Consider the following 22,036-nt stretch of genomic DNA (forward strand, 5'->3'; position numbering starts at 1 on the left):
TGCGGGCGGCGGGACCGGTCATTTAACCCGTCCTTTCCCTGTTCTTTGAACAGGGAAAGCCATTTGTAACCCGTCTTGCGACTGATTCCAAATGCCTGGCACAGGGCGCTGACGTTGGCTTCTGGTGCGCTTGCCAGCACCACAAATTCGAGACGAGAGGCCATCCGGGAACACTCCTTCCAAGGCATCGCACGCTCCAGTTATTGGTCGTGCGCTGATCATAAAAGGTGTTACCTATGTCTCTAGACGACTGTTACCTATGTCCCTGTGCCATACAGGGTCTCCCGCCCACGCGGTGATAGTTAGCAGCAAGATCATCGAGCACGAAACCGGAGCCGATAGCGATCACCGCGTGGGCGTAGGTCAGGCCACTGGCCTGACCTACCCTGCCCACCCTACAAAAGCCGGCTCTTCAATATCTTGCCGCTCGGCGCTGCCGGCAGTGCATCCATGAACACGATGCGCGACGGCCGCTTGTAGGGCGCGAGCCGCGCGCGCAGCCAGTCCTGCAGCGCGGCCGCATCGACTTCCCCCGCTTTCTCCACGAAGGCCACCACCTCTTCCTCGCCGCCGGCAAGCGGCCGGCCGACCACCGCCGACTGCAGCACGGCCGGGTGGCTGTTGAGCGCCGTCTCCACTTCCAGTGGATAGACATTGAAACCCGAGCGGATGATGAGCTCCTTCAGGCGCCCGGCAATGAACAGCGCGCCGTCCTCGCCCCGGTTCGCGACGTCGCCGGTCGCCAGCCAGCCGCCGGGTCGCAGGGTGGCGCTTGTCTGCGCCGGATCACGGTAGTAGCCCGCCATCACGTTCGGCCCGCGCACCCACAGCTCGCCCGTCGCCGCGTCGATGCGCACCTCGACCCCGGGTATCGGATGGCCCACCGAGGTGTCGCCGCGCGGAGCGTCCAGGCGGGTCTGGGACACGGTCGGGCCGCTCTCGGTCAGGCCGTAGCCGTTGTGCAGGGGCAGCCCGAACACGCGTTCGACCTCGCGCTTGAGGGACGGGTCCAGCGGCGAGCCGCCGGCGTAGCAGAAGCGCAGGCGCGAAGGCAGAGGAAATTCGGCCGGTTCGCCCCCGGCGAGCGCCAGCAGGCGCGCATACATGGCCGGGACACCCTGCACGATGCTCAGCTCGCCGGCCCGGATCTGCGCCAGCAGCGCCTCGGCGGAAAAACGCGGCATCAGGTGCAGGCAGGCGCCTGCGTACAACGTGCCGAGCATGACCGAGCTGAGGCCATACACGTGCGAGATCGGCAGCACGCCGCTGGCATGGTCGGAGGGCTGCAGGCCGCGCAGGAGGCTCGAGGTGGCGGCGACGAACAGCAGGTTGGCATGGGTCAGCATGACGCCCTTGGGCTGGCCGGTGGTGCCGGTGGTATAGACCAGGGCCGCCACCTGGGCGCCATCCGGCCGCACGGGCTCCGGCACGGCGGTCGTGTCCGGTGCGCCCGTCGTCACGCCCTCGCTGGTGGCCGTGAGCACGCAGCGCGAGGTGCAATGGGCGCGGATCGCCGCCAGTTCGCCCGCGCTCAGGCGGGCATTCGCCGTCACGCTCCAGGCGTCGATGCTGGCGATCGCGAAGATCAGGACCACTTGCGCCACGCAGTTCTCGCTGACCAGCATGACGCGGTCGCCAGGGCGCACGCCCAGTTCGCGCAGCATGCTGGCCTGGCGTCCGACTTCACGGCGCAGCGCGCCGTAGGTCCAGCTGCGGCCGTCCTCGACCAGGGCGGGTGCGTCGGCGGGATGGCGGAGCAGGATGTCGCTGATGCGCGTGGGGAGGGAGGCGGGATCGATCATGGGGCCTGCTTTATACCCGCTCATCCGCAGTGACGCAAGCTAGAAGACCGGTGGCGCGAATGCGTCCGCAATCTCCACCAGCTCCCCGGTGCCGTGCGCATCGTAGCCGGGCAGGGCGGCCACCAGCTTGTGGTAGGCCGGCGTACGCATCAGCTCCAGCAACTGGCGCATGGCGGGCTCCTCCACTGCATCGCGGCGCACCGCGAAGTAGTACACCTCGTTCACCAGCGGCATGAAATCCAGCTTGAACTGGGCGCTCGCCGCGCGCATGCCGATACCTGCGTCGGCCATGCCGCTGGCGATGTAGGCCGCTACTGCGGAATGGGTGAACTCGGCGTTGTTGAAGCCCTGGATGGCATCGGGCGCAGGGCCGTCGGCGGCGAGCATCATCTCGAGCAGCATGCGGGTGCCCGAGCCGGCCTGACGGTTCACGAAGCGCACGCCGGGGCGCGCCAGGTCGCTCAGCGAATGCAGGCCGAGTGGATTGCCGCGCGCCGTGATCAGGCCCTGCTCGCGGCCGGCGACGCGCACCAGGCAGTGCTGCTCGGGGTCGAGCCAGCGCAGGTACCAGCTTGCGGTCGGCGCCTGGAAGCGGCCGAGCGGGACGTGGAAACCGGCCAGGTCGCATTCGCGCCGCGCCAGCGCGGCCACCGCATCGGTGCTGGTGCGGTAGCGCGAGTCGAGCGGCAGGGCGTCGCGGTCGATGCAGCCCAGCAGCGCGGCGACCGCGAAGCCATGGCTGGCGTCCATGCGCAGCGCGCGGGTACGGCTGGCCGTGATGCGCACCAGCTCCGCTTCCAGTTCCGAGGCCAGGCTTTGCAGCGTGGGCGACAGGCGCGCCGCGATACGGCGGTCGGCCCAGACCAGTTTCTGCGCCAGCGGCGTGAGCTGGGTGCCGCGTCCGCGCCCGGTCTGCAGCAGCTGTTCGCCGAACAAGGTCTCGGCCGTGCGCAGCAAACCCCAGGCATAGCGGTAGGACAGCTTGACTGATTTGGCGGCCTGGGCGATCGAACCGGTGTCCTGGATCGACAGCAGCAGGCCGAGCAGGTCGGCGGTGTCGAGCGGCGGTTCGCCCTTGACGCTGATCTCCCAGTGCGGGCGGATGTGAACGGTAAGCATATGCTAAAAATAGCCTATTTCTTGCCTAAAAACATCATGATACGCTCCGCAAAACAATAAAAAATGACAGATTAATATGCTTTTTAAAGCATATTTCAATACTTAAAACAATTGGAGGGGACATGGCTGGACTCAGTTTTCTAGACAAGGAACACACCATCGCAGGCCCGGGTTTCAACCGCTGGCTGGTACCGCCGGCGGCGCTCGCGATTCACCTGTGCATCGGCATGGCCTATGGCTTTTCGGTGTTCTGGCTGCCGCTGTCGAAAGCGATCGGCATCACCGAATCGGTCGTCTGCCCGGCCGAGATGAGCTTCATGCAGCAGATCTTCGCCACCACCTGCGACTGGCAGATCTCGATGCTGGGCTGGATGTACACCCTGTTCTTCGTGTTCCTTGGCCTGGCTGCATGGCTGTTCGGCGGCTGGCTCGAGCATGCGGGCCGCGCAAGGCGGGCCTGGTGTCGGCGCTGTGCTGGTGCGGCGGCCTGGTGATATCAAGCATCGGCGTCTACACGCACCAGATCTGGCTGATGTGGATCGGCTCCGGCGTCATCGGCGGCATCGGGCTGGGCCTCGGCTACATCTCGCCGGTCTCGACCCTCATCAAGTGGTTCCCGGACCGGCGCGGCATGGCAACCGGCATGGCGATCATGGGCTTCGGCGGCGGCGCCATGATCGGCGCGCCACTGGCCGACAAGCTGATGAAGTACTTCGCCACCCCGACCTCGGTCGGCGTGTGGGAGACCTTCCTGGCCCTGGCCGCGATCTATTTCGTGTTCATGGTCGCCGGCGCGCTGACCTACCGCGTGCCCGCCAACGGCTGGAAACCGGAGGGCTGGACCCCGCCGGCAAAGGCCGCCACGACGATGATCACGGCGCGCCACGTGCACGCCAGCCGCGTCTGGGGCATCCCGCAGTTCTGGCTGATCTGGGGCGTGCTGTTCCTGAACGTCTCGGCGGGCATCGGGATCCTGGGCATGGCTTCGCCACTGTTGCAGGAAGTATTCGGTGGGCGCCTGATCGGCGTCGACGCCGGCTTCAACGAGCTCGACGCCGCGCAGAAAGGCCAGATCGCGGCCATCGCCGCCGGCTTCACCGGCCTGCTGTCCCTGTTTAACATCGGCGGCCGCTTCGCCTGGGCATCGTGCTCCGACTACATCGGGCGCAAGGCGACCTATTTCGTGTTCCTGATCCTCGGCTTCTTCCTGTACGCCTCGATTCCTTCGATGGCGCACAATGGACAGCTGGCCTTGTTCGTCGGCTTCATCTGCATCATCCTGTCGATGTACGGCGGCGGCTTCGCGACCGTGCCGGCCTACCTGGCCGACCTGTTCGGCACCCAGATGGTCGGCGCCATCCACGGCCGCCTGCTCACGGCCTGGGCTGCGGCGGGCGTGCTCGGTCCGATCCTGATCAACTACATCCGCGAGTACCAGATCGCCCATGGCGTGCCCAAGGCCCAGGCCTATGACGTGACCATGTATGTGCTCGCCGGCCTGGTGGTGGTCGGCATCGTGCTGAACGCGATGATCCGCCCGCTGGCCGACAAGCACTTCATGACCGATGCCGAGCTGGCGGCGGAGAAGAAGCTGGCGCAGGAACGCGACCTGAGCGCCTCGAGCGGCATGCGCGGCGGCGCGGTCGCCATCGGCGCCGCCAACCCGGCGCTGGCCACCTTCGCCTGGGCGGCGGTCGGCATTCCGCTCCTGATCGGCGTGTGGATCACGCTGCAGAAGGCGGTGGTGCTGTTCCAGTAAGCCGGCAGGCGTGGACGGCCATGCCGTCCACGCCTTGCAGTACCATTTACTTATTCCCCGACGAATCACTACTGGGACCCATCATGAACCACCCTGTCATTCCGATCGCCGTAGCAGGCGCCAGCCGCCAGCGCAAGCGCGAAGCTCCCAAGGGCCGCCGCGTCGACCCACAGGCACTCAGCGAGGTGCAGGCACTGCTGGGCCAGGAATCGCGCCGGCCTGACCTGCTCATCGAGCATCTTCACAAGATCCAGGACCATTTCGGCTGCCTCGGCAGCCACCACCTGGCCGCGCTGGCGCAGGAGATGCGCCTGGCGCAGGCCGAGGTCTACGAGGTTGCCACCTTCTATCACCATTTCGACGTGGTGAAGGAGGGCGAGGAAGCGCCCGCCGCGCTGACGGTACGCGTCTGCGCCGGCTTGTCCTGCGAAATGGCGGGGGCGCGCGAACTGCTGGACAGGATGCCGGCGCTGCTGGGGCGGGAAGTGCGGGTGCTCGAGGCGCCATGCGTGGGCCGCTGTGAGCAGGCGCCGGTGGCGGTGGTGGGGCAGCGCGCGGTGCCGCATGCGAGCCTGGAAACCGTGCTGGCCAAGGTCAGCGCGGGTGAAACGGTTGCGACGATCGGGGCGTACGTAGACTACGCCGCATATCGCGAAGCCGGCGGTTACGCGCTGCTGCGCAATTGCGTGGCCGGCCAGCATGAAGTGGAACAGGTCATCCAGACATTGGAAGCCTCCGGCCTGCGCGGATTGGGGGGGGCCGGCTTCCCGCTGGGCCGCAAGTGGCGCATCGTGCGCGCAGAAACCGGCCCGCGCCTGATGGCCATCAACATCGACGAAGGCGAGCCCGGCACCTTCAAGGACCGCGTCTACCTCGAACGCGACCCGCACCGCTTCCTGGAAGGCGCCCTGGTCGCCGCCTGGGCGGTCGGCATCGAGGCCATCTACATCTACCTGCGTGACGAGTACCACGGCTGCCGCGCCATGCTGGAAGCCGAGCTGGACAAGCTGCGCCTCGATCCGCCGGTGCCGGGCATGCCGCCGATTCATCTGCGCCGCGGCGCCGGCGCCTACATCTGCGGCGAAGAGTCCGCGATGATCGAATCGATCGAAGGCAAGCGCGGCATGCCGCGCCTGCGTCCGCCCTACGTGGCCCAGGTCGGCCTGTTCGGGCGCCCGACGCTGGAACACAATTTCGAGTCGCTGCACTGGGTGCGCGAGATCCTCGAGCGCGGCGGCGAGTGGTTCGCCGGCCACGGGCGCAACGGCCGCCGCGGCCTGCGCTCCTTTTCGGTCTCGGGCCGGGTGCGCGAACCGGGCGTCAAGCTGGCCCCGGCCGGCATCACGATCACGGAACTCATCGACGAATACTGCGGCGGCATGCAGGACGGCCACGATTTCTATGCCTACCTGCCGGGCGGCGCCTCGGGCGGCATCCTGCCGGCATCGATGGGCGACATCCCGCTCGACTTCGATACGCTGCAGCCCTACGGCTGCTTCATCGGCTCGGCCGCGGTGGTGGTGCTGTCGAACCGGGACAGCGCGGTGGCGGCCGCGCGCAACACCCTGGCCTTCTTCAAGGACGAGTCCTGCGGCCAGTGCACGCCCTGCCGCAACGGCACTGCCAAGGCGCTCGATCTGATCAAGCAGCCGCAATGGGATACCGGCCTGCTGGGCGAGCTGTCGCAAGTGATGCGCGACGCCTCGATCTGCGGCCTGGGCCAGGCCGCGCCGAACCCGATCGACTGCGTCATCAAGTATTTTCCTCACGAGCTGGTGCAACCATGAACGCTCCCATCCCTACCGTTTCCTTCGAACTGAACGGCCGCACGGTCGATGCGCTGCCGCACGAGACCCTGATCGACGTGGCCGCGCGCGAAGGCATCGAGGTGCCGCGCCTGTGCTACAAGGAAGGCATGGAGGCAGTCGGTAACTGCCGCTCCTGCATGGTCGAGATCGACGGCGAGCGCGTGCTCGCGCCATCGTGCTGCCGCAATCCGGCGCCGGGCATGAAGGTCACGACCGACAGCCCGCGCGCACTGGCCGCCCAGAAGATGGTGCTCGAGCTCTTGCTGTCCGACATGCCCGAGGCCGAGTACACCCGCAAGAACGAAGTCGACCTGTGGGCTGAAAAGCTCGGCATCAAGAAGCCGCGTTTCGTCCCGACCCGCCGCCAGCCGCAGGCGGACCGGACCCACGCCGCCATCACCGTCAACCTCGACGCCTGCATCCAGTGCACGCGCTGCGTGCGCGCCTGCCGCGACGAGCAGGTCAACGATGTGATCGGCCTGGCCTTCCGCGGGCAAGAGACCAGGATCGTGTTCGACCAGGACGACCCTCTTGGCGCAAGCACCTGCGTGGCCTGCGGCGAATGCGTGCAGGCCTGCCCGACCGGCGCCCTGATGCCGGCGCGCGAGGTGGCCCTCGACATTCCCGACAAGCAGGTCGATTCGGTCTGCCCCTACTGCGGCGTCGGCTGCCAGCTGACCTACAACGTGAAGGACAACAAGATCCTGTACGTGGAGGGGCGCAAGGGTCCTGCCAACCTGGGCCGCCTGTGCGTCAAGGGCCGCTACGGCTTCGACTACGCGCACCACCCGCATCGCCTGACCAGGCCATTGATCCGCCGCGAAGGCGTACCCAAGTCGGGCGACTTCACGATGGATCCGGACCGCGTGCTGGAGGTGTTCCGCGAAGCGAGCTGGGAAGAAGCCCTGGCGCTGGCTGGCGGCAGGCTTGCCGGCATCCGCGATGCGCACGGTGGCGCGGCCCTGGCCGGCTTCGGTTCGGCCAAGGGCAGCAACGAGGAAGCCTACCTGTTCCAGAAGCTGGTGCGTACCGGGTTCAAGACCAACAACGTCGACCACTGCACCCGCCTGTGCCACGCCTCCTCGGTATCGGCCCTGTTGGAAGGGATCGGCTCGGGTGCGGTATCGAACCCGGTGATGGACGTGACGCGCGCCGAGGTGATCGTCGTGATCGGCGCCAACCCGACCGTCAACCACCCGGTGGCGGCGACCTGGATCAAGAACGCGGTCAAGGCCGGGGCCAAGCTGGTCGTGATGGACCCGCGCCGCTCCGAGCTGGCGCGCCACGCGCACCGCTACCTGCAGTTCAAGCCCGACACCGACGTCGCGCTGCTCAACGCGATGATGCACGTGATCGTCAGCGAAAAGCTGGTCGACCAGGACTTCATCGCCAGCCGCACCATTGGTTATGCCGAGCTGGAAGCCAATGTGGCCGAGTACAGCCCGGAAGCGATGGCGCCGATCTGCGGTATCGATGCCGACACCATCCGCTACGTGGCGCGCCTGTACGCCACCTCGAAAGGCTCGATGATCCTGTGGGGCATGGGCGTGTCGCAGCACGTGCACGGCACGGATAACGCGCGCTGCCTGATCGCGCTCAGCTTGATGACGGGCCAGATCGGGCGTCCCGGCACCGGCCTGCATCCGCTGCGCGGCCAGAACAATGTTCAAGGAGCGTCCGACGCCGGCCTGATTCCGATGATGCTGCCTGACTACCAGCGCGTGGACAATCCGGCCGCGCGCGCGCGTTTCGAGCAGGCCTGGGGCGCCACCCTCGACCCGAAGCCGGGCCTGACCGTCGTCGAGATCATGGACGCCATCGATGCCGGCCAGATCCGCGGCATGTACATCATGGGCGAGAACCCGGCCATGTCCGACCCCGACGCCAACCATGCGCGCGCCGCGCTGGCGGCGCTGGAACACCTGGTGGTGCAGGACATCTTCCTGACCGAGACGGCCTACCTGGCGGACGTGATCCTGCCGGCATCGAGCTTCCCGGAAAAGACCGGCACCTTCACCAATACCGACCGCCTGGTCCAGCTGGGCCGCCAGGCGATCGACCCGCCGGGCGAGGCGAAACAGGACCTGTGGATCATCCAGCAGATGGCGAAGCGCCTCGGCTTGAGCTGGAACTATGGCCACGTATCGGAAGTGTTCGACGAGATGCGCCACACCATGGCCAGCATCGGCGGCATTACCTGGGAACGCCTGGAGCGCAACGGCGCGGTGGTGTATCCGTGCATGAACGAGGGCGACATGGGCCAGCCGGTGGTGTTCACCGAACTGTTCCCGCGCGAAGGCGGCAGGGCGCGTTTCGTCCCGGCCGACATCATCCCGGCCGACGAGCGGCCCGATGCCGACTACCCGATGGTCCTGATCACGGGCCGCCAGCTCGAGCACTGGCATACCGGCAGCATGACGCGGCGCGCCACGGTGCTCGATGCGATCGAGCCCGATCCGGTGGCGCTGGTGCATCCGATCGATCTGGAACGACTGGGCATCCAGCCGGGCCAGCCCGTCACGATCGCCTCGCGCCGCGGCGAAGTGGTGCTGTACGCACGGGCCGACGACAGTTCGCCGGTGGGCGCGATCTTCGTGCCCTTCTGTTATTACGAGGCGGCGATCAACCGCCTGACCAACGCGGCGCTCGATCCTTTCGGAAAGATTCCGGAATTCAAGTATTGCGCGATCAAGGTAACGCCCGGCGGCGAAGTCGCGCCGCAGGGAAGCTACGGTGGCGGCCAAATCCTCGAAGGCATGGCACAATTGGCAACATGAACTGCCCAGACCCATTCCCGGCCGCGCGCTACCGTCCCGAGTTGTCCGACGCGCGCGCCAGCCTGACGCACGAGGTCACGGCCCTGGACGAACGCGGCCGCGCTTCGACCATCCACATTCCCGCCGAGCGCCCGCTCACCGTGTACGTGGACAAGCGCGAGATCGTCACCCTGATGACCCTGGGCGGCGCGCCCGAAGCCCTGACCCTGGGCTACCTGCGCAACCAGCGCCTGGTGCGCACGCTCGAGGACATCGTTTCGATCCAGGTCGACTGGTCGGTCGATGCGGTGGCGGTCGTCACCCGCAACGGCATTCTTGATATCGAGGAGCGCACCGCGAAGAAGGTCGTCACCACCGGCTGCGGGCAGGGTTCGGTGTTCGGCGGGCTGATGGATGAAGTCGATCAAATCACGCTGCCAGAGGATGCGCGCCTGCCGCAATCGGTTGTCTACCGCATCGTCGAGCTGATTCGCACCCAGCAGTCGGTGTACAAGCAGGCCGGCTCGGTGCACGGCTGCGCGCTGTTCTCGCACGATGGGGAACTGCTGTACTTCGTCGAGGACGTCGGCCGCCACAATGCGGTGGATGCCATTGCCGGCCTGATGTGGCTCGACGGCCTGGAGGGCGGGGACAAGGTGTTCTACACCACCGGGCGCCTGACCTCCGAGATGGTGATCAAGGGCGCCCAGATGGGCATTCCCTTTCTGCTGTCGCGCTCCGGCACCACCCAGATGGGCCACATGGTGGCGCAGCGGGTCGGCATGTCGCTGCTGGCGCGCTGCTCCGGCAAGCACTTCTTGCTGCTGGCCGGGCACGAGCGCCTGGTGTTCGAGCCGGAGCTGCTGGAACCCCTGAACGCTCCCTACCATACCGCACGGCCGGCCTGATGTCCCTGCTGGACGCAACGATGCACGCCTTCGCGCTGCTGTTCAGTGGCGACGAGGCGCTGTGGCGCATCGTCTGGGTCTCGCTCAAGACCAGCATCCTCGGGCTGCTGCTGGCGGCCCCGCCGGCGGTCTTCCTCGGCTACGTCATCGCCATGCACCGCTTCCCGGGACGGCGCATCGCCATCTGGCTGGCCCAGGCCGCGCTGTCGCTGCCCACCGTCCTGATCGGCCTGCTGCTCTACCTGCTGCTGTCGCGGCGCGGCCCGATGGGCGGTCTCGAATGGCTGTTCACCCAGGAAGGCGTGATCCTCGGCCAGATGGTGATCGGGCTGCCGGTCCTGCTGGCCTTCACGCTGGCGGCGGTGCAGGCGGCCGACCCGCGCTATGCCGAGACGGCGATCGCCCATGGCGCATCCCGCTGGCGCGTGATGGTCACGGTGCTGCACGAGGCGCGCTACGGCGTAATGGCCGCCGTCATCAGCGGCTTCGGCCGCGTGATCTCGGAAGTCGGCTGCGCCCTGATGGTGGGCGGGAATATCGAAGGGCAGACGCGCACCATCACCACCGCCATCGCGCTGGAAACCAGCAAGGGCGAGTTCGCGCAAGGGATCGCGCTTGGCATCGTGCTGGTCTCGCTGGCGCTCCTGATGAACGGCGCGCTGGTGCTGCTGCAAGGCGAGGCCCACACGGCGGGAGGACGCCGGTGACCCCGCTCTTGACCCTGCATGGCCTGCGCAAGCGCCACGGCGAGCGCACCCTGTTCGAGATCGAGCAGCTGGCCATCGAGGCGGGAACGGCCTACGTGCTGACCGGCGTGAACGGGGCCGGCAAGTCGACGCTGCTGCGCATGCTGGCCGGCCTGGAACGCGTTGACGCCTGCACGGTCGACTTCGACGGCCGCAGCATGCCGCTGCATCCCTATCCGCAAGCGCTACGGCGCGCCATCGTGTTCGTGCACCAGCATCCGATCATGTTCTCGACCAGCGTTGCCCACAACATCGCCTATGGCCTGCTGGCGCGCGGCGAGAGCCGGCGCAGCGCGGCGCCCAGGGTCGAGGAGGCGATGGCCTGGGCCGGCGTGGCGCACCTGCGCGACACCGATCCTGCACGCCTGTCGGGCGGCGAAAAGCAGCGCGTGGCCCTGGCCCGGGCCCGGGTGTTGCAGCCGCGCCTGTTGCTGCTCGACGAACCCACGGCCAACCTCGACGGCCCGGCGCGCGAGCAGGTCATCGACCTGATCCCTACCTTGCTGGAGCAGGGCAGCAGCGTCGTGATGGCCTGCCACGACCGCGACCTGATCGGGCTGCCCGGCATCCACCGCCTCAAGCTGCGCGACGGGCGCCTGGAATACCGCTGAACCCCGCGGAAGCCCCGCTGGTGCGATATACCGACTACCGTGTGATATGTTAACGCTGCTATGGCCTTCCACCTCGACAAAAACCTGTTCGACAAGGTCCCCGCCGGCATCGTGGTGCACGACAGCCGCTCGGCGGTCATTGCGGCCAATGCCATGGCCCAGCGGCTGATTGGCGAAGACATGACGGAGATTCGCGGCCGCCATGTGGATCATCCGGGCTGGTCGTTCGTCTCCCCGGGCGGCGGCGCGATCGACGTCGAAGACTTGCCCGCGAGCCGCGTGCTGCGCGAGCGCGCACCGGTGACCGACCTGGTGGTCGGCGTGAACCGTCCCGGCGCCGCCGTGACCTGGGTAATCTGCAATGCCTATCCGGTGTTCGACGGGGCCGGGGAGATCGCTTCCGTCGTCGTCTGCTTTACCGATTGCAGCGAACTGGTGGCTACCCAGCAGGCGCTGGAACACTCGCAGCGGCGCCTGCAACTGGTTCTGCGTGGGATGAACGACGGCTACTGGGACTGGGACCTCGACCGGCAAACGATTTTCTATTCCGAGCGCTGGTGGGAAATGCTCGGCCGTGTCCCCGGCGCACAGCCCGACGATGTCGACACATGGCAGCGGCTGCTGCATCCGGAAGACCGCGAGCGCGTCAACGGTTTTCTCGCGGACCTGCTGGCCGGCCCGGAGGTAAGCTATGCGATCGAGTTCCGGCTATGGCACCGCGACGGGCATCCGGTCCCGGTGCTCAGCCGCGGATTTGTCCTGCGCGACGCCGCCGGACGCGCAATGCGCATCTCCGGCGCCAACACCGACCTCAGCGAGCGCCAGCGGCTCGAGCGGCAGCTGCAGCAGAATGCCGACCACGACTACTTGACCGGCTTGCCGAATCGGCGCTACCTGCTGCGTGAGCTCGAGCGCCGGCGCATGCACGCCGCGGCGGCCGGCACGGCGAGCGCGGTCCTGCTCATCGACCTGGACAATTTCAAGTTGCTCAACGACACCGAAGGACACCCCTTTGGCGACCGCCTGCTGCAGGAAGTCGGCCAGCGCCTGCAAGCCGCGCTCGGACCAGGCGATTTCGTGGGCAGGCTCGGGGGCGACGAGTTCGTCGTGCTGCTCGACTGCGCCGCGTCTCCCGAGCTCTCGTGCGCCGCGCTGGCCCGGCAGGGTTGCCGGCGGCTGGGCCAACTGCTGGGCCGCCCCTACGCGATCGAGGAGCGTCACTTTTCGATCACCCCCAGCATCGGCGCCGTGCTGGTCGATCGCGGGGACACGGACGCCGACCTGCTGCTGCAGCAGGCCGATATCGCCCTGTATGCGGCCAAGTCAGCGGGGCGCAACGCCATCCGTTTCTTCGATCCCGCCATGCAGCGGCTGATCGACGAGCGCGCCCGGCTCCAGGACGAACTGGCGCAAGCGGTGGCGCGCGGCGAATTCGTCCTGTACTACCAGCCCCAGTTCGATGCCGACCAGAAGATCCTTGGCGCCGAAGCGCTGCTGCGCTGGCAGCATCCGATGCGCGGGATCCTGGCGCCGGGCAGCTTCATCCCGCTGGCGGAAACCTCGGACCTGATCGTCAGGCTTGGCGACATCGTCCTGCGCCAGGCGAGCGAGCGCCTTGCGGCTTGGGCGGCGGTACCGGCGCTCGCCAGGCTGGGCGTCGCGGTCAACGTCAGCGCACGCCAGATGCACGACGAGGATTTCGTTGCGCGCTCGCTGGCGATCGTGCGCGCTGCAGGCGCCGATCCGGCCAAGCTGTCGATGGAGCTGACCGAGTCCCTGCTGGCCACCGATATCGAGGCGACCATCGAGAAAATGCACAGCTTGCGGCGGGACGGGGTGCGTTTCTCGATCGACGATTTCGGCACCGGGTTTTCCTCGCTGAGCTACATCCAGCGTTTCCCACTGAGCAGCCTGAAGATCGACCAGTCTTTTGTCGCGAGCTGTGTCGAGAATCCCCGCTCGGCAGGCATCGTCGAGATCGTCATTGGCCTTGCGTCCAAGCTGGGCCTCGAACATATCGCGGAAGGGGTGGAGACGGCGGCGCAGCTCGAACACCTGAAGTCGCTCGGTTGCCGCGCTTTCCAGGGCTACCTGCTTGGCGCCCCGATGCCAGTGAAGGAGTTCGAGGCATTGGTGCTGGCCTGCGGGTGACAAGACCCCTTTCCAATCGGCACGCCGAAGCCAGCCTGAGGATTCGCCCAGCACTGCCGACGGCTGCCGCGTGCGACGGACTTACGCCAGCTTCAAGCACGCCACCTTGTCGAGCGCCTCGCGCAGGCCGTGGGCAGCGGCTGATGCGGATCCGCCAACCCAGCCGCGCGCATACGCGCCGTCGTGCGCGTGTCCATGGTTTTCGAGCTCGGGCAGCAGCCGGCTCGCCACCGCCAGGTCGTTCAGGTGGCCGAGCCGGTCCTGCACGCGGGACAGGCACTTGATATAGGCCTTGACCTCCTTTTTCGGCAGCAGGTCACGGAAGAATTCGGCCGCATAGCGCGCCTTCTTGGCGGCGATGCGCACCCGGTGCCGGGCCGGTGCATCTTTTTCATCGAGTGCTCCGATGCGCCTGCGCAGGCGCTTTTGCGCCTTGCGGATGAGCGGCACCAGGCCGTCCAGGGCCGGCCGTGCCAGCGGGTCGTCCTGTGGCAGGCCGGCGCCAGGGCGCCACTGGCGGCCGTGCAGCCAGCCGTTCATCTGCAGCATCAGCTGGGTATACCGCTTCGAATGCAGGGTGGGCAGCAGGTTCTTGTGCAGGGCGCGCGCATGGTCCTGCGCGGCCGCCTGCAGGGCGTGGGTAGCGATGCCGGTGATCGTGGGCAGGGTGGTGCCGGCCAGTACGTCCCAGTCGCGCGTGGCGCCCAGTTCGCTCGCCAGCCAGTCGAGTTCTTCCCGGAGTCCGGGCGGCAGCGGAGCCAGTTCGTGGAACATGTCAAGCAGGGCGCGCAGGCGGCGCAGGCCGACGCGCATCTGGTGCAGGCTCTCGCCGTCCTGGGCCAGCACGCCCGGGACGTTGGCCTCGATTTGCGTCATGCAGTTCAGGCCGATGCATTGCAGCGCGTCTTCCATGCGCATCTTGCGCTTCAGGCGCACCCGCGCGGCTTTCACCGGCGCCGGGGCCTCGTCTTTTACCAGTTTTACTGTGGATTCGGTGTTCATCGGGCGTCCTGATGTGCTCATGTGGAGCACATCATACCCGCCTCGAGTTTGGGAGCCGCCCGATTGTTACATCAGGATCACGTCGTATTGTTCCTGGTGGTAACCCTTCTCCACCTGCAGCGAAATCCGCTTGCCGATGAAGTCCCCCAGCATGGCCAGGTGCTGCGATTCCTCTTCCAGGAACAGGTCGATCACTTCCTGCGAGGCGACGATGCGGAACTCGCGCGGGTTGAACTGCTTGGCTTCGCGCAGCAGTTCGCGCAGGATCTCGTAGCAGATCGTGCGCGAGGTTTTCACCTGTCCCTTGCCGGCGCAGGCCGGGCAGGGTTCGCACAGGATGTGTGCCAGCGATTCGCGCGTGCGCTTGCGGGTCATCTCGACCAGGCCGAGGGCCGAGAAGCCGCTCACCGAAACCTTGGTGCGGTCGCGCGCCAGGGTCTTCTTGAGTTCCGCGAGCACGGCGTTGCGATGCTCGTTGTTCTCCATGTCGATGAAGTCGAGGATGATGATGCCACCCAGGTTGCGCAGGCGCAGCTGGCGTGCGATGGCGTGGGCCGCTTCCAGGTTGGTCTTGAAGATGGTGTCGGCGAAGTTGCGTCCGCCGACGTAGCCGCCGGTGTTGACGTCGATGGTGGTCATCGCCTCGGTCTGGTCGACGATCAGGTAGCCGCCGCTCTTCAGGTCGACGCGGCGGCCCAGCGCGCGCAGGATTTCTTCCTCCACGCCGTAGAGGTCGAACAGCGGGCGCTCGCCGGTGTAGTGGGTGAGGCGCGACAGCACGCTCGGGGTGTAGACCTGCGCGAACTCGACCAGCATGTTGTAGTTCTCGCGCGAGTCGACCTGGATGGTCGCGGTCTCGTCGTGCACGAAGTCGCGCAGCACGCGCTGGGCCAGGTTCAGGTCCTGGTAGAGCAGGGAAGTCGGCGGCCGGGTGCGCGCGCCCTGCTGGACCGCGGCCCAGGTCTTGCGCAGGTAGTCGACGTCGGCCGCCAGGTCGGCGTCCGAGGCTTCCTCGGCCTGGGTGCGCACGATGTAGCCGCCCCTTTCATCCTTCGGCAGCAGGTCCGTCAGACGGCTGCGCAGGTGTTCGCGGTCGGCTTCCTTCTCGATCTTCTGCGAGATGCCGATGTGATGGTCCTGCGGCAGGTAGACCAGCATGCGGCCGGCAATCGAGATCTGGGTCGACAGGCGCGCACCCTTGGTGCCGATCGGGTCCTTGATGACCTGCACGGTCAGCACCTGGCCGTCGAACAGCAGCTTTTCGATCGGCGTGGGCGCGGCCAGGGCGCCGTTGGGTCCTTCGTGGTTGCGCGCTTCCCAGATATCGGCGACGTGCAGGAAGGCCGCGCGCTCCAGGCCGATGTCGATGAAGGCCGACTGCATGCCCGGCAGGACGCGCACGACCTTGCCGAGATAGACATTCCCCGCCAATCCGCGCGTGAGGGTGCGCTCGATGTGCAGTTCCTGCACAGCGCCCTGCAGGATCAGCGCCACGCGCGTTTCCTGCGGGGTGATGTTGATGAGGATGTCTTCGTTCATGGCCGGCCGTGCAGTATTGTTCAGAGCGACATCATACACGGGCGGCGTCGTTCGCAGGGCGGGCGGTGCGCCGCCGGCCCGACGGAAACCGGGAGGTTCAGATGTGGTAGCCGGCTTTGCGAAGGAGATTGGCGGTCTCGAAGATCGGCAGGCCCATGATCCCAGAATGGCTGCCTTCGATGTGCTCGACGAACAGCGCGGCCAGGCCCTGGATGCCGTAGCCGCCCGCCTTGTCGTAGGGTTCGGTCGTGGCGCAGTAAGCCCGGATCTGGGCCGGGGTGAGCGTAGCGAAGCGCACGTTCGACACCTGGGTGACCTGTTCCGCCACCCGCTCGGCATGCACCGCCACCGAGGTCAGCACCTGGTGGGTGCGGCCGGACAAGCGCTCGAGCATGGCCACGGCTTCCTTGTTGTCGGCCGGCTTGCCGAGGATCTCGCCGTCGATGGTGACGGTGGTGTCGGCGGTCAGGATGGGGCGCAGCGGCTGGCGGCGCTGCTGCAGGATGTTCCAGGCGAACGCGCCTTTCTCCTTGGCGACGCGCGCCACGTAGGCGTGCGGATCTTCTCCAGGCAGCACGTCTTCGCTGACGTCCACGCCGCGCGCCGGGTCGCTGCGCAGCATCAGCAGCTCGAATTCCACGCCGACCTGGCGCAGCAGTTCGCGCCTGCGCGGGCTCTTCGAGGCGAGGTAGATTTTCTTGTCGGTGAGTTTCATCGTCAAACCCGGTGATACGGGTGATTCTGGGTGATCGACCAGGCACGGTACAACTGTTCCGCCAGCATGACGCGCACGATTCCGTGCGGTAGCGTCATGCTGGAGATGCGGATCATGCCTTCGGCGCGCGCCTTCAGTTCGGGATCGAGCCCGTCGGCGCCGCCGATCAGGAAGGCGGTATCGCGTCCGTCCTGCTGCCAGTTTTCCAGCATCTGCGACAGGCCGACGCTGGTCAGGTCCTTGCCGCGCTCGTCCAGCGCGATGATGCGCACGCCTTTCGGCAGAACAGCCTCGATGCGCTCGCGCTCGAGGGCCATCGCGGTGGCGGCGGTCTTGCTGCCGGAGCGCTCGACCGGCTTGATTTCCTTGAGCACGATGCGCAGCTCGGGCGGCATGCGCTTCGTGTATTCGCCGAACCCGGATTCGATCCAGGCCGGCATCTTGTGCCCGACTGCGGCAATGATCAGCTGCATAAAAGGCTTACTCTGCAGCCTTCTTCACGCGGCGGATCACTTTTTTCACCGGCTCGGCGTCGGCTGCGGCGGCTTTCGGCGCACGCTTCGGCGGCTTGGCCTTGGTGGCTTCGACGGCGGCGACTTCGCTCTTGCTCGGTGCGACCTTCACGGTCTTGCCGGTCGGGACCTTCTTGGCGGCCGGCTTCTTGGCGGCAGTGCTCTTGGCGGCGGTCTTGGCGGCGGCCTTGCGCGCGGCCGGGCTGCGCTCGTTGACCGGCTTGGCTTCCGGCTCGTCCTTGTTGGCGGCCAGGTGCTTCGATTTGGTCTTCGATTCGGCAGCTTCCGCCGCTTCCGGCGTCGACTTGCGCTTGGCCGCGCCCAGCTTGACAGGTTTTTCGCCCCAGATTTCTTCCAGGCGGTAGTACTGGCGGATGGCCGGCTGCATGATGTGGACGATCATGTCGCCCAGGTCGACCAGCACCCATTCGCCGGTGTCTTCGCCTTCCATGCCGATCACGTCGCCGCCTGCTGCCTTGACCTTGTCGCGTACCGAAGCGGCCAGTGCCTTGGTCTGGCGGTTCGAGGTGCCCGAGACGACCGCGATGCGGTCGAACAGGCTGGTCAGGTGCGTCGTGTCGAACAGGACGATCTCCTGGCCCTTGACGTCTTCAAGGGCGTCAACGACGAGGGTTTGCAGTTTCTTGATATCCATTAGCTTTTATATAAGTTATGTTGTTGAATATAGTCTAGCACTTGCGGCGGAACGAGCGCGCCAAGGTCGGTGCCTCGGTCCGCGCCAGTCCGCAAGGTGTTTCGGACTTGGGTGGCGGAAATATCAACCGCCAAAGTGTGAGCCAGGCAAACCTTGCCATGCGGCGTGGCGCGCACTTCCGCGGGTGTCGCCAGCCGCCCCGCGAGTGCCGATGCCACACCAGGGGGCAGCTTGTCCTGGTCCAGTTCATAGCCCGGGCGTGCCGCCACGCCCAGGTTCGCGAGCGTGAACAATTCCTTCCAGTCGCGCCAGGTGTCGAGCTTCTGCAACTGGTCGGCACCCATCAGGAAGACGATCGAGGCGGCCTCGCCGAGTTCGGCGCGCAGCCCGCGCAGGGTCTCGACCGTGTAGGTGGCGCTGCCGCGTTCGATTTCCTGCAGGTCGATCGTCACGGCGAACGCCTGGCCGCAGAAAGCCAGTTCGAGCATCTTGACGCGCTGGGAATCGCTGGCCTGCAGGGCGCTCTTCTGCCACGGCCGCGCAGGCAGGATGCGCAGCTGGTCCGGCTGAAGGAGTTCGGCAAACAGCGCGGCCAGCGCGACGTGGCCGTGGTGTACCGGGTCGAAGCTGCCACCCAGCAGGGCAATGCATCGGCTCACGAATGTGGTCCCGCTGCCAGCCAGTCGCGGTGGACGAGGAAGTCGGTATACAAGGCCGCTTCCGGGCTGCCCGGTTCCGGGCGCCAGTCGTAGCGCCATTTCACGATCGGCGGCATCGACATCAGGATCGCCTCGGTGCGGCCGCCCGATTGCAGGCCGAACAGGGTGCCGCGGTCCCATACCAGGTTGAACTCGACATAGCGTCCGCGGCGGTAGGCCTGGAAGTCGCGTTCGCGCTCGCCGTAGGGCATATCCTTGCGGCGCTGCAGGATCGGCAGGTAGGCGTCCAGGAAGCCGTCGCCGACCTTGCGCACCATGTCGAACGCATCGTCGAAACCGGTCTCGTTGAAGTCGTCGAAGAAGATGCCGCCCACGCCGCGCGGCTCCTTGCGGTGCTTCAGGTAGAAGTACTCGTCGCACCACTTCTTGAAGCGCGGGTGCAGGTCTTCTCCATAGGGCGCCAGCGCGTCGTGGCAGACCTGGTGGAAGTGGCGGGCATCATCCTGGTTGCCGTAATAGGGCGTCAGGTCCATGCCGCCGCCGAACCACCAGACCGGGTCTTTTCCTTCCGCCGTGGCTTCGAAGAAGCGCACGTTCATGTGCACGGTCGGGGCGTAGGGGTTGCGCGGGTGCAGCACCAGCGACACGCCCATCGCTTCCCAGGCCCGGCCCGCCAGCTCCGGACGCGCGGCCATGGCCGAGGGCGGCAGACTGGCGCCGGTCACGTGCGAGAAGTTGCAGCCGCCGCGTTCGAACACATTGCCTTCCTCGATCAGGCGCGAGATGCCGCCGCCGCCTTCCGGGCGCTCCCAGGTATCGACCAGGAAGGGTTTGCCGTCGATGTCTTCCAGGGTGCCGACGATACGGGACTGGAGGTCGAGCAGCCAGGTCTTGATGGCGGACGGGTCGGGGATGGTCATGCGTTCAGGGTGGGCGGCGAAAAATGGGCAGATTGTACACCTGCGCCGGGCGGTGTACTTATTCTTGTGGTGAATGCGAAGCGAGTGGGATGCTATGGAATTGGGTTCCGGCCTTCGCCGGAACGACGGTTTTACAGTTAGCGGTACAAGCCAGAACAACGTCATCCCGGCGAAGGCCGGGATCCAGTTTTGCATGCAAACCCGCAGCGCTTACTTCAACCCGCGCCAGCCGATGTCGCGGCGGTACTGGGCGCCGTTGAAGTGAATCTTCTCCACCGTCTCGTAGGCCTGCTTCTGCGCCATCTTGACGCTGTCGCCCAGGCCGACCACGCACAGCACGCGTCCGCCGCTGGTCTGCAGGCTGCCGCCCACCTGCTGGGTGCCGGCATGGAAGGTAACGCATTCCGGGGTTTCGGCCGGGATGCCGTCGATGACGTCGCCCTTGCGCGGGCTGTCAGGATAGCCGCTGGCGGCCATCACGACGCCCACCGCGGTGCGGCGGTCCCATTCCAGCTCGACCGCATCGAGGGTGCCGTTGCAGGCGTGGTCCAGCACGGTGGCGAAATCGCTCTTCAGGCGCGCCATGATCGGCTGCGTTTCCGGGTCGCCCATGCGGCAGTTGAATTCCAGTGTGCGCGGGTTGCCTTCGGCGTCGATCATCAGGCCGGCGTACAGGAAGCCGGTGAAGACGATGCCATCCCTGGCCATGCCCTGGATGGTCGGGTTGATGATCTCGCGCATCACGCGCGCGTGCATCGACGGGGTCACGATCGGAGCAGGGGAATAGGCGCCCATGCCGCCGGTGTTCGGGCCTTCGTCGGCGTCCTTCAGGCGCTTGTGGTCCTGGCTGGTCGCCAGCGGCAGCACGTTCTTGCCGTCGCACATGACGATGAAGCTGGCTTCCTCGCCGGCCAGGAATTCCTCGATCACGATGCGGGCGCCGGCGTCGCCGAAGGCGTTATCGGACAGCATGTGGTCGACCGCGGCGTGCGCTTCGTCCAGGCTCATCGCCACCACCACGCCCTTGCCGGCCGCCAGGCCGTCGGCCTTGATGACGATCGGGGCGCCGTTGGCGTCGACGTAGGCGTGCGCCTGCGCCGCATCCGAGAAGCTCTGGTATTTCGCAGTCGGGATGCCGTGGCGCTGCATGAAGGCCTTGGCGAAGTCCTTCGAGCTTTCCAGCTGCGCCGCTTCTTTCGTCGGTCCGAAGATCTTCAGGCCGCGGGTGCGGAACAGGTTGACGATGCCGGCGGCAAGCGGCGCTTCCGGGCCGACCAGGGTCAGGGCGACGCCTTCGGCCACGACGAAGTCGGCGAGAAGCGCGGGATCGGTGATCTCGACGTTGACCAGGCGTGCGTCGAGGGCGGTGCCGCCGTTGCCCGGGGCGACGAAGACGGTCTGGATACGCTCCGATTGGGCCAGTTTCCAGGACAGGGCGTGTTCACGGCCGCCAGAGCCGACTACGAGGATTTTCATACGGGCGCGTTCCTACTTGGTTGCTACGGGGGATCCGGCTGGCGTGCCAGCCGGTTTTCAACAGCTTACAGGCTGCTGCTTACTCGTCGATGACAGCGTTGGTGTAGACATCCTGGACGTCGTCCAGGTTTTCCAGCGCGTCGAGGATCTTCTGCATCTTGACGGCGTCTTCGCCGGTCAGCACGGTCTCGTTGTCCGGCTTCATGATGACTTCCGAGACCTCGGCCTTGAAGCCGGCCTTTTCCAGCGCTTCCTTCACGCCGGCGTAGGCGAACGGGTCGCACAGCACTTCGAAGCCGCCTTCCTCGTCCTGCACCACGTCGTCGGCGCCGGCTTCGAGTGCGGCTTCCATCAGCCCGTCCTCGTTCACACCCGGCGCGAACTGGAACTGGCCGACGTGCTTGAACATGAAGGCCACCGAACCCTCGGTGCCCATGTTGCCGCCGTACTTGTTGAAGGCGTGGCGCACTTCGGCCACGGTACGCACGCGGTTGTCCGTCAGGCAGTCGACGATGATCGCGGCGCCGCCGATGCCGTAGCCTTCGTAGCGGATCTCTTCGTAGTTGACGCCTTCGAGTTCGCCGGCGCCGCGCTGGATCGCGCGCGTGACGTTATCCTTCGGCATGTTGGCGTCGGCCGCCTTCTCGACCGCCAGGCGCAGGCGCGGGTTCGAGTTGACGTCGCTGCCGCCCATGCGCGCGGCCACGGTGATCTCCTTGATCAGGCGCGTCCAGATCTTGCCGCGCTTGGCGTCGGTAGCGGCTTTCTTATGCTTGATGTTGGCCCATTTGCTGTGTCCAGCCATTTCCAAAGTTCCTTAGACGGTATGGAACCTGCGGGGTTCCTGTATGCAAGAGTGGCCGACATTTTAGCATAGGCCCCCCTTGCAAAATCGCCC

General features: G+C 66.5%; 18 protein-coding genes and 1 pseudogene. 7 read left to right on the forward strand and 12 right to left on the reverse strand.

The window, feature by feature from the left end; genetic code table 11:
- The 3 genes from YWC_RS32435 to YWC_RS0124690 form a co-directional block, all read right to left on the reverse strand.
- Positions 1-188 (reverse strand): helix-turn-helix domain-containing protein (locus YWC_RS32435; protein ID WP_156923885.1); only part of this gene is annotated, 188 nt, incomplete at its 3' end.
- Between the two features lie 207 nt (positions 189-395).
- Entirely contained in the window at positions 396-1,802 is a 1,407-nt protein-coding gene (locus YWC_RS0124685; RefSeq protein ID WP_027867774.1) for a class I adenylate-forming enzyme family protein, read from the reverse strand.
- Positions 1,803-1,841: 39 nt separating this feature from the next.
- Positions 1,842-2,921 (reverse strand): substrate-binding domain-containing protein, encoded by a 1,080-nt coding sequence (locus YWC_RS0124690; protein WP_027867775.1) that lies wholly within the window; start codon positions 2,919-2,921, stop codon positions 1,842-1,844.
- 122 nt (positions 2,922-3,043) lie between these two features.
- On the opposite strand from YWC_RS0124690, the pseudogene YWC_RS30760 reads away from it, so the two are divergent.
- The 7 genes and pseudogenes from YWC_RS30760 (at position 3,044) to YWC_RS30770 (ending at position 13,660) form a co-directional block, all read left to right on the forward strand.
- Positions 3,044-4,680, forward strand: a pseudogene (locus YWC_RS30760) (OFA family MFS transporter).
- Between the two features lie 83 nt (positions 4,681-4,763).
- Entirely contained in the window at positions 4,764-6,467 is a 1,704-nt protein-coding gene (locus tag YWC_RS0124700) for an NAD(P)H-dependent oxidoreductase subunit E (RefSeq protein WP_027867776.1), read from the forward strand.
- Positions 6,464-9,265, forward strand: a complete 2,802-nt coding sequence (fdhF, locus tag YWC_RS0124705; RefSeq protein ID WP_027867777.1) for a formate dehydrogenase subunit alpha — start codon at positions 6,464-6,466, stop codon at positions 9,263-9,265. Before YWC_RS0124700 ends, fdhF begins: the two co-directional genes overlap by 4 nt.
- A complete protein-coding gene (locus tag YWC_RS30765; RefSeq protein ID WP_051306736.1) occupies positions 9,262-10,152 on the forward strand; it encodes a formate dehydrogenase accessory sulfurtransferase FdhD in 891 nt (296 codons plus the stop codon). Before fdhF ends, YWC_RS30765 begins: the two co-directional genes overlap by 4 nt.
- Positions 10,152-10,859 carry an ABC transporter permease gene (locus YWC_RS0124715; RefSeq protein WP_027867778.1) on the forward strand — a complete coding sequence of 236 codons (708 nt, stop codon included), beginning with the start codon at positions 10,152-10,154 and terminating at the stop codon, positions 10,857-10,859. The genes YWC_RS30765 and YWC_RS0124715 overlap by 1 nt, the downstream gene beginning before the upstream one ends.
- Positions 10,856-11,509 (forward strand): energy-coupling factor ABC transporter ATP-binding protein, encoded by a 654-nt coding sequence (locus YWC_RS0124720; RefSeq protein WP_027867779.1) that lies wholly within the window; start codon positions 10,856-10,858, stop codon positions 11,507-11,509. Before YWC_RS0124715 ends, YWC_RS0124720 begins: the two co-directional genes overlap by 4 nt.
- A gap of 60 nt (positions 11,510-11,569) precedes the next feature.
- The gene (locus tag YWC_RS30770; RefSeq protein ID WP_051306737.1) at positions 11,570-13,660 is read left to right on the forward strand and encodes a putative bifunctional diguanylate cyclase/phosphodiesterase; all 2,091 of its coding nucleotides are present in this window, start codon (positions 11,570-11,572) and stop codon (positions 13,658-13,660) included.
- Positions 13,661-13,741: 81 nt separating this feature from the next.
- On the opposite strand, the gene YWC_RS30775 is transcribed toward YWC_RS30770, so the two are convergent.
- The 9 genes from YWC_RS30775 to YWC_RS0124770 all read right to left on the reverse strand — a co-directional run bounded on the left by YWC_RS30775 (position 13,742) and on the right by YWC_RS0124770 (position 21,943).
- The gene (locus YWC_RS30775; protein WP_051306738.1) at positions 13,742-14,662 is read right to left on the reverse strand and encodes a CHAD domain-containing protein; all 921 of its coding nucleotides are present in this window, start codon (positions 14,660-14,662) and stop codon (positions 13,742-13,744) included.
- A gap of 66 nt (positions 14,663-14,728) precedes the next feature.
- A complete protein-coding gene (gene rng, locus YWC_RS0124735; protein ID WP_027867780.1) occupies positions 14,729-16,201 on the reverse strand; it encodes a ribonuclease G in 1,473 nt (490 codons plus the stop codon).
- Positions 16,202-16,298: 97 nt separating this feature from the next.
- Positions 16,299-16,916: a Maf family protein gene (locus YWC_RS0124740; RefSeq protein ID WP_027867781.1), complete on the reverse strand. Its 618-nt coding sequence runs from the start codon at positions 16,914-16,916 to the stop codon at positions 16,299-16,301.
- 2 nt (positions 16,917-16,918) lie between these two features.
- Positions 16,919-17,389, reverse strand: a complete 471-nt coding sequence (gene rlmH, locus YWC_RS0124745) for a 23S rRNA (pseudouridine(1915)-N(3))-methyltransferase RlmH (RefSeq protein WP_027867782.1) — start codon at positions 17,387-17,389, stop codon at positions 16,919-16,921.
- Positions 17,390-17,396: 7 nt separating this feature from the next.
- Positions 17,397-18,083, reverse strand: a complete 687-nt coding sequence (gene rsfS / locus YWC_RS0124750) for a ribosome silencing factor (RefSeq protein WP_027867783.1) — start codon at positions 18,081-18,083, stop codon at positions 17,397-17,399.
- Positions 18,083-18,742 (reverse strand): nicotinate (nicotinamide) nucleotide adenylyltransferase, encoded by a 660-nt coding sequence (gene nadD / locus YWC_RS0124755; RefSeq protein WP_027867784.1) that lies wholly within the window; start codon positions 18,740-18,742, stop codon positions 18,083-18,085. The genes rsfS and nadD overlap by 1 nt, the downstream gene beginning before the upstream one ends.
- Positions 18,739-19,662 (reverse strand): oxygen-dependent coproporphyrinogen oxidase, encoded by a 924-nt coding sequence (gene hemF / locus YWC_RS0124760; protein WP_027867785.1) that lies wholly within the window; start codon positions 19,660-19,662, stop codon positions 18,739-18,741. The genes nadD and hemF overlap by 4 nt, the downstream gene beginning before the upstream one ends.
- Positions 19,663-19,872: 210 nt before the next feature.
- Positions 19,873-21,138 carry a phosphoribosylamine--glycine ligase gene (gene purD / locus YWC_RS0124765; protein WP_027867786.1) on the reverse strand — a complete coding sequence of 422 codons (1,266 nt, stop codon included), beginning with the start codon at positions 21,136-21,138 and terminating at the stop codon, positions 19,873-19,875.
- A 79-nt stretch (positions 21,139-21,217) separates the two neighbouring features.
- A complete protein-coding gene (locus YWC_RS0124770) occupies positions 21,218-21,943 on the reverse strand; it encodes a YebC/PmpR family DNA-binding transcriptional regulator (RefSeq protein ID WP_027867787.1) in 726 nt (241 codons plus the stop codon).
- Positions 21,944-22,036: the final 93 nt, after the last annotated feature.

Source organism: Massilia alkalitolerans DSM 17462 (assembly GCF_000427785.1).
In the GTDB taxonomy this organism is placed as follows: Bacteria; Pseudomonadota; Gammaproteobacteria; order Burkholderiales; family Burkholderiaceae_D; genus Telluria; species Telluria alkalitolerans.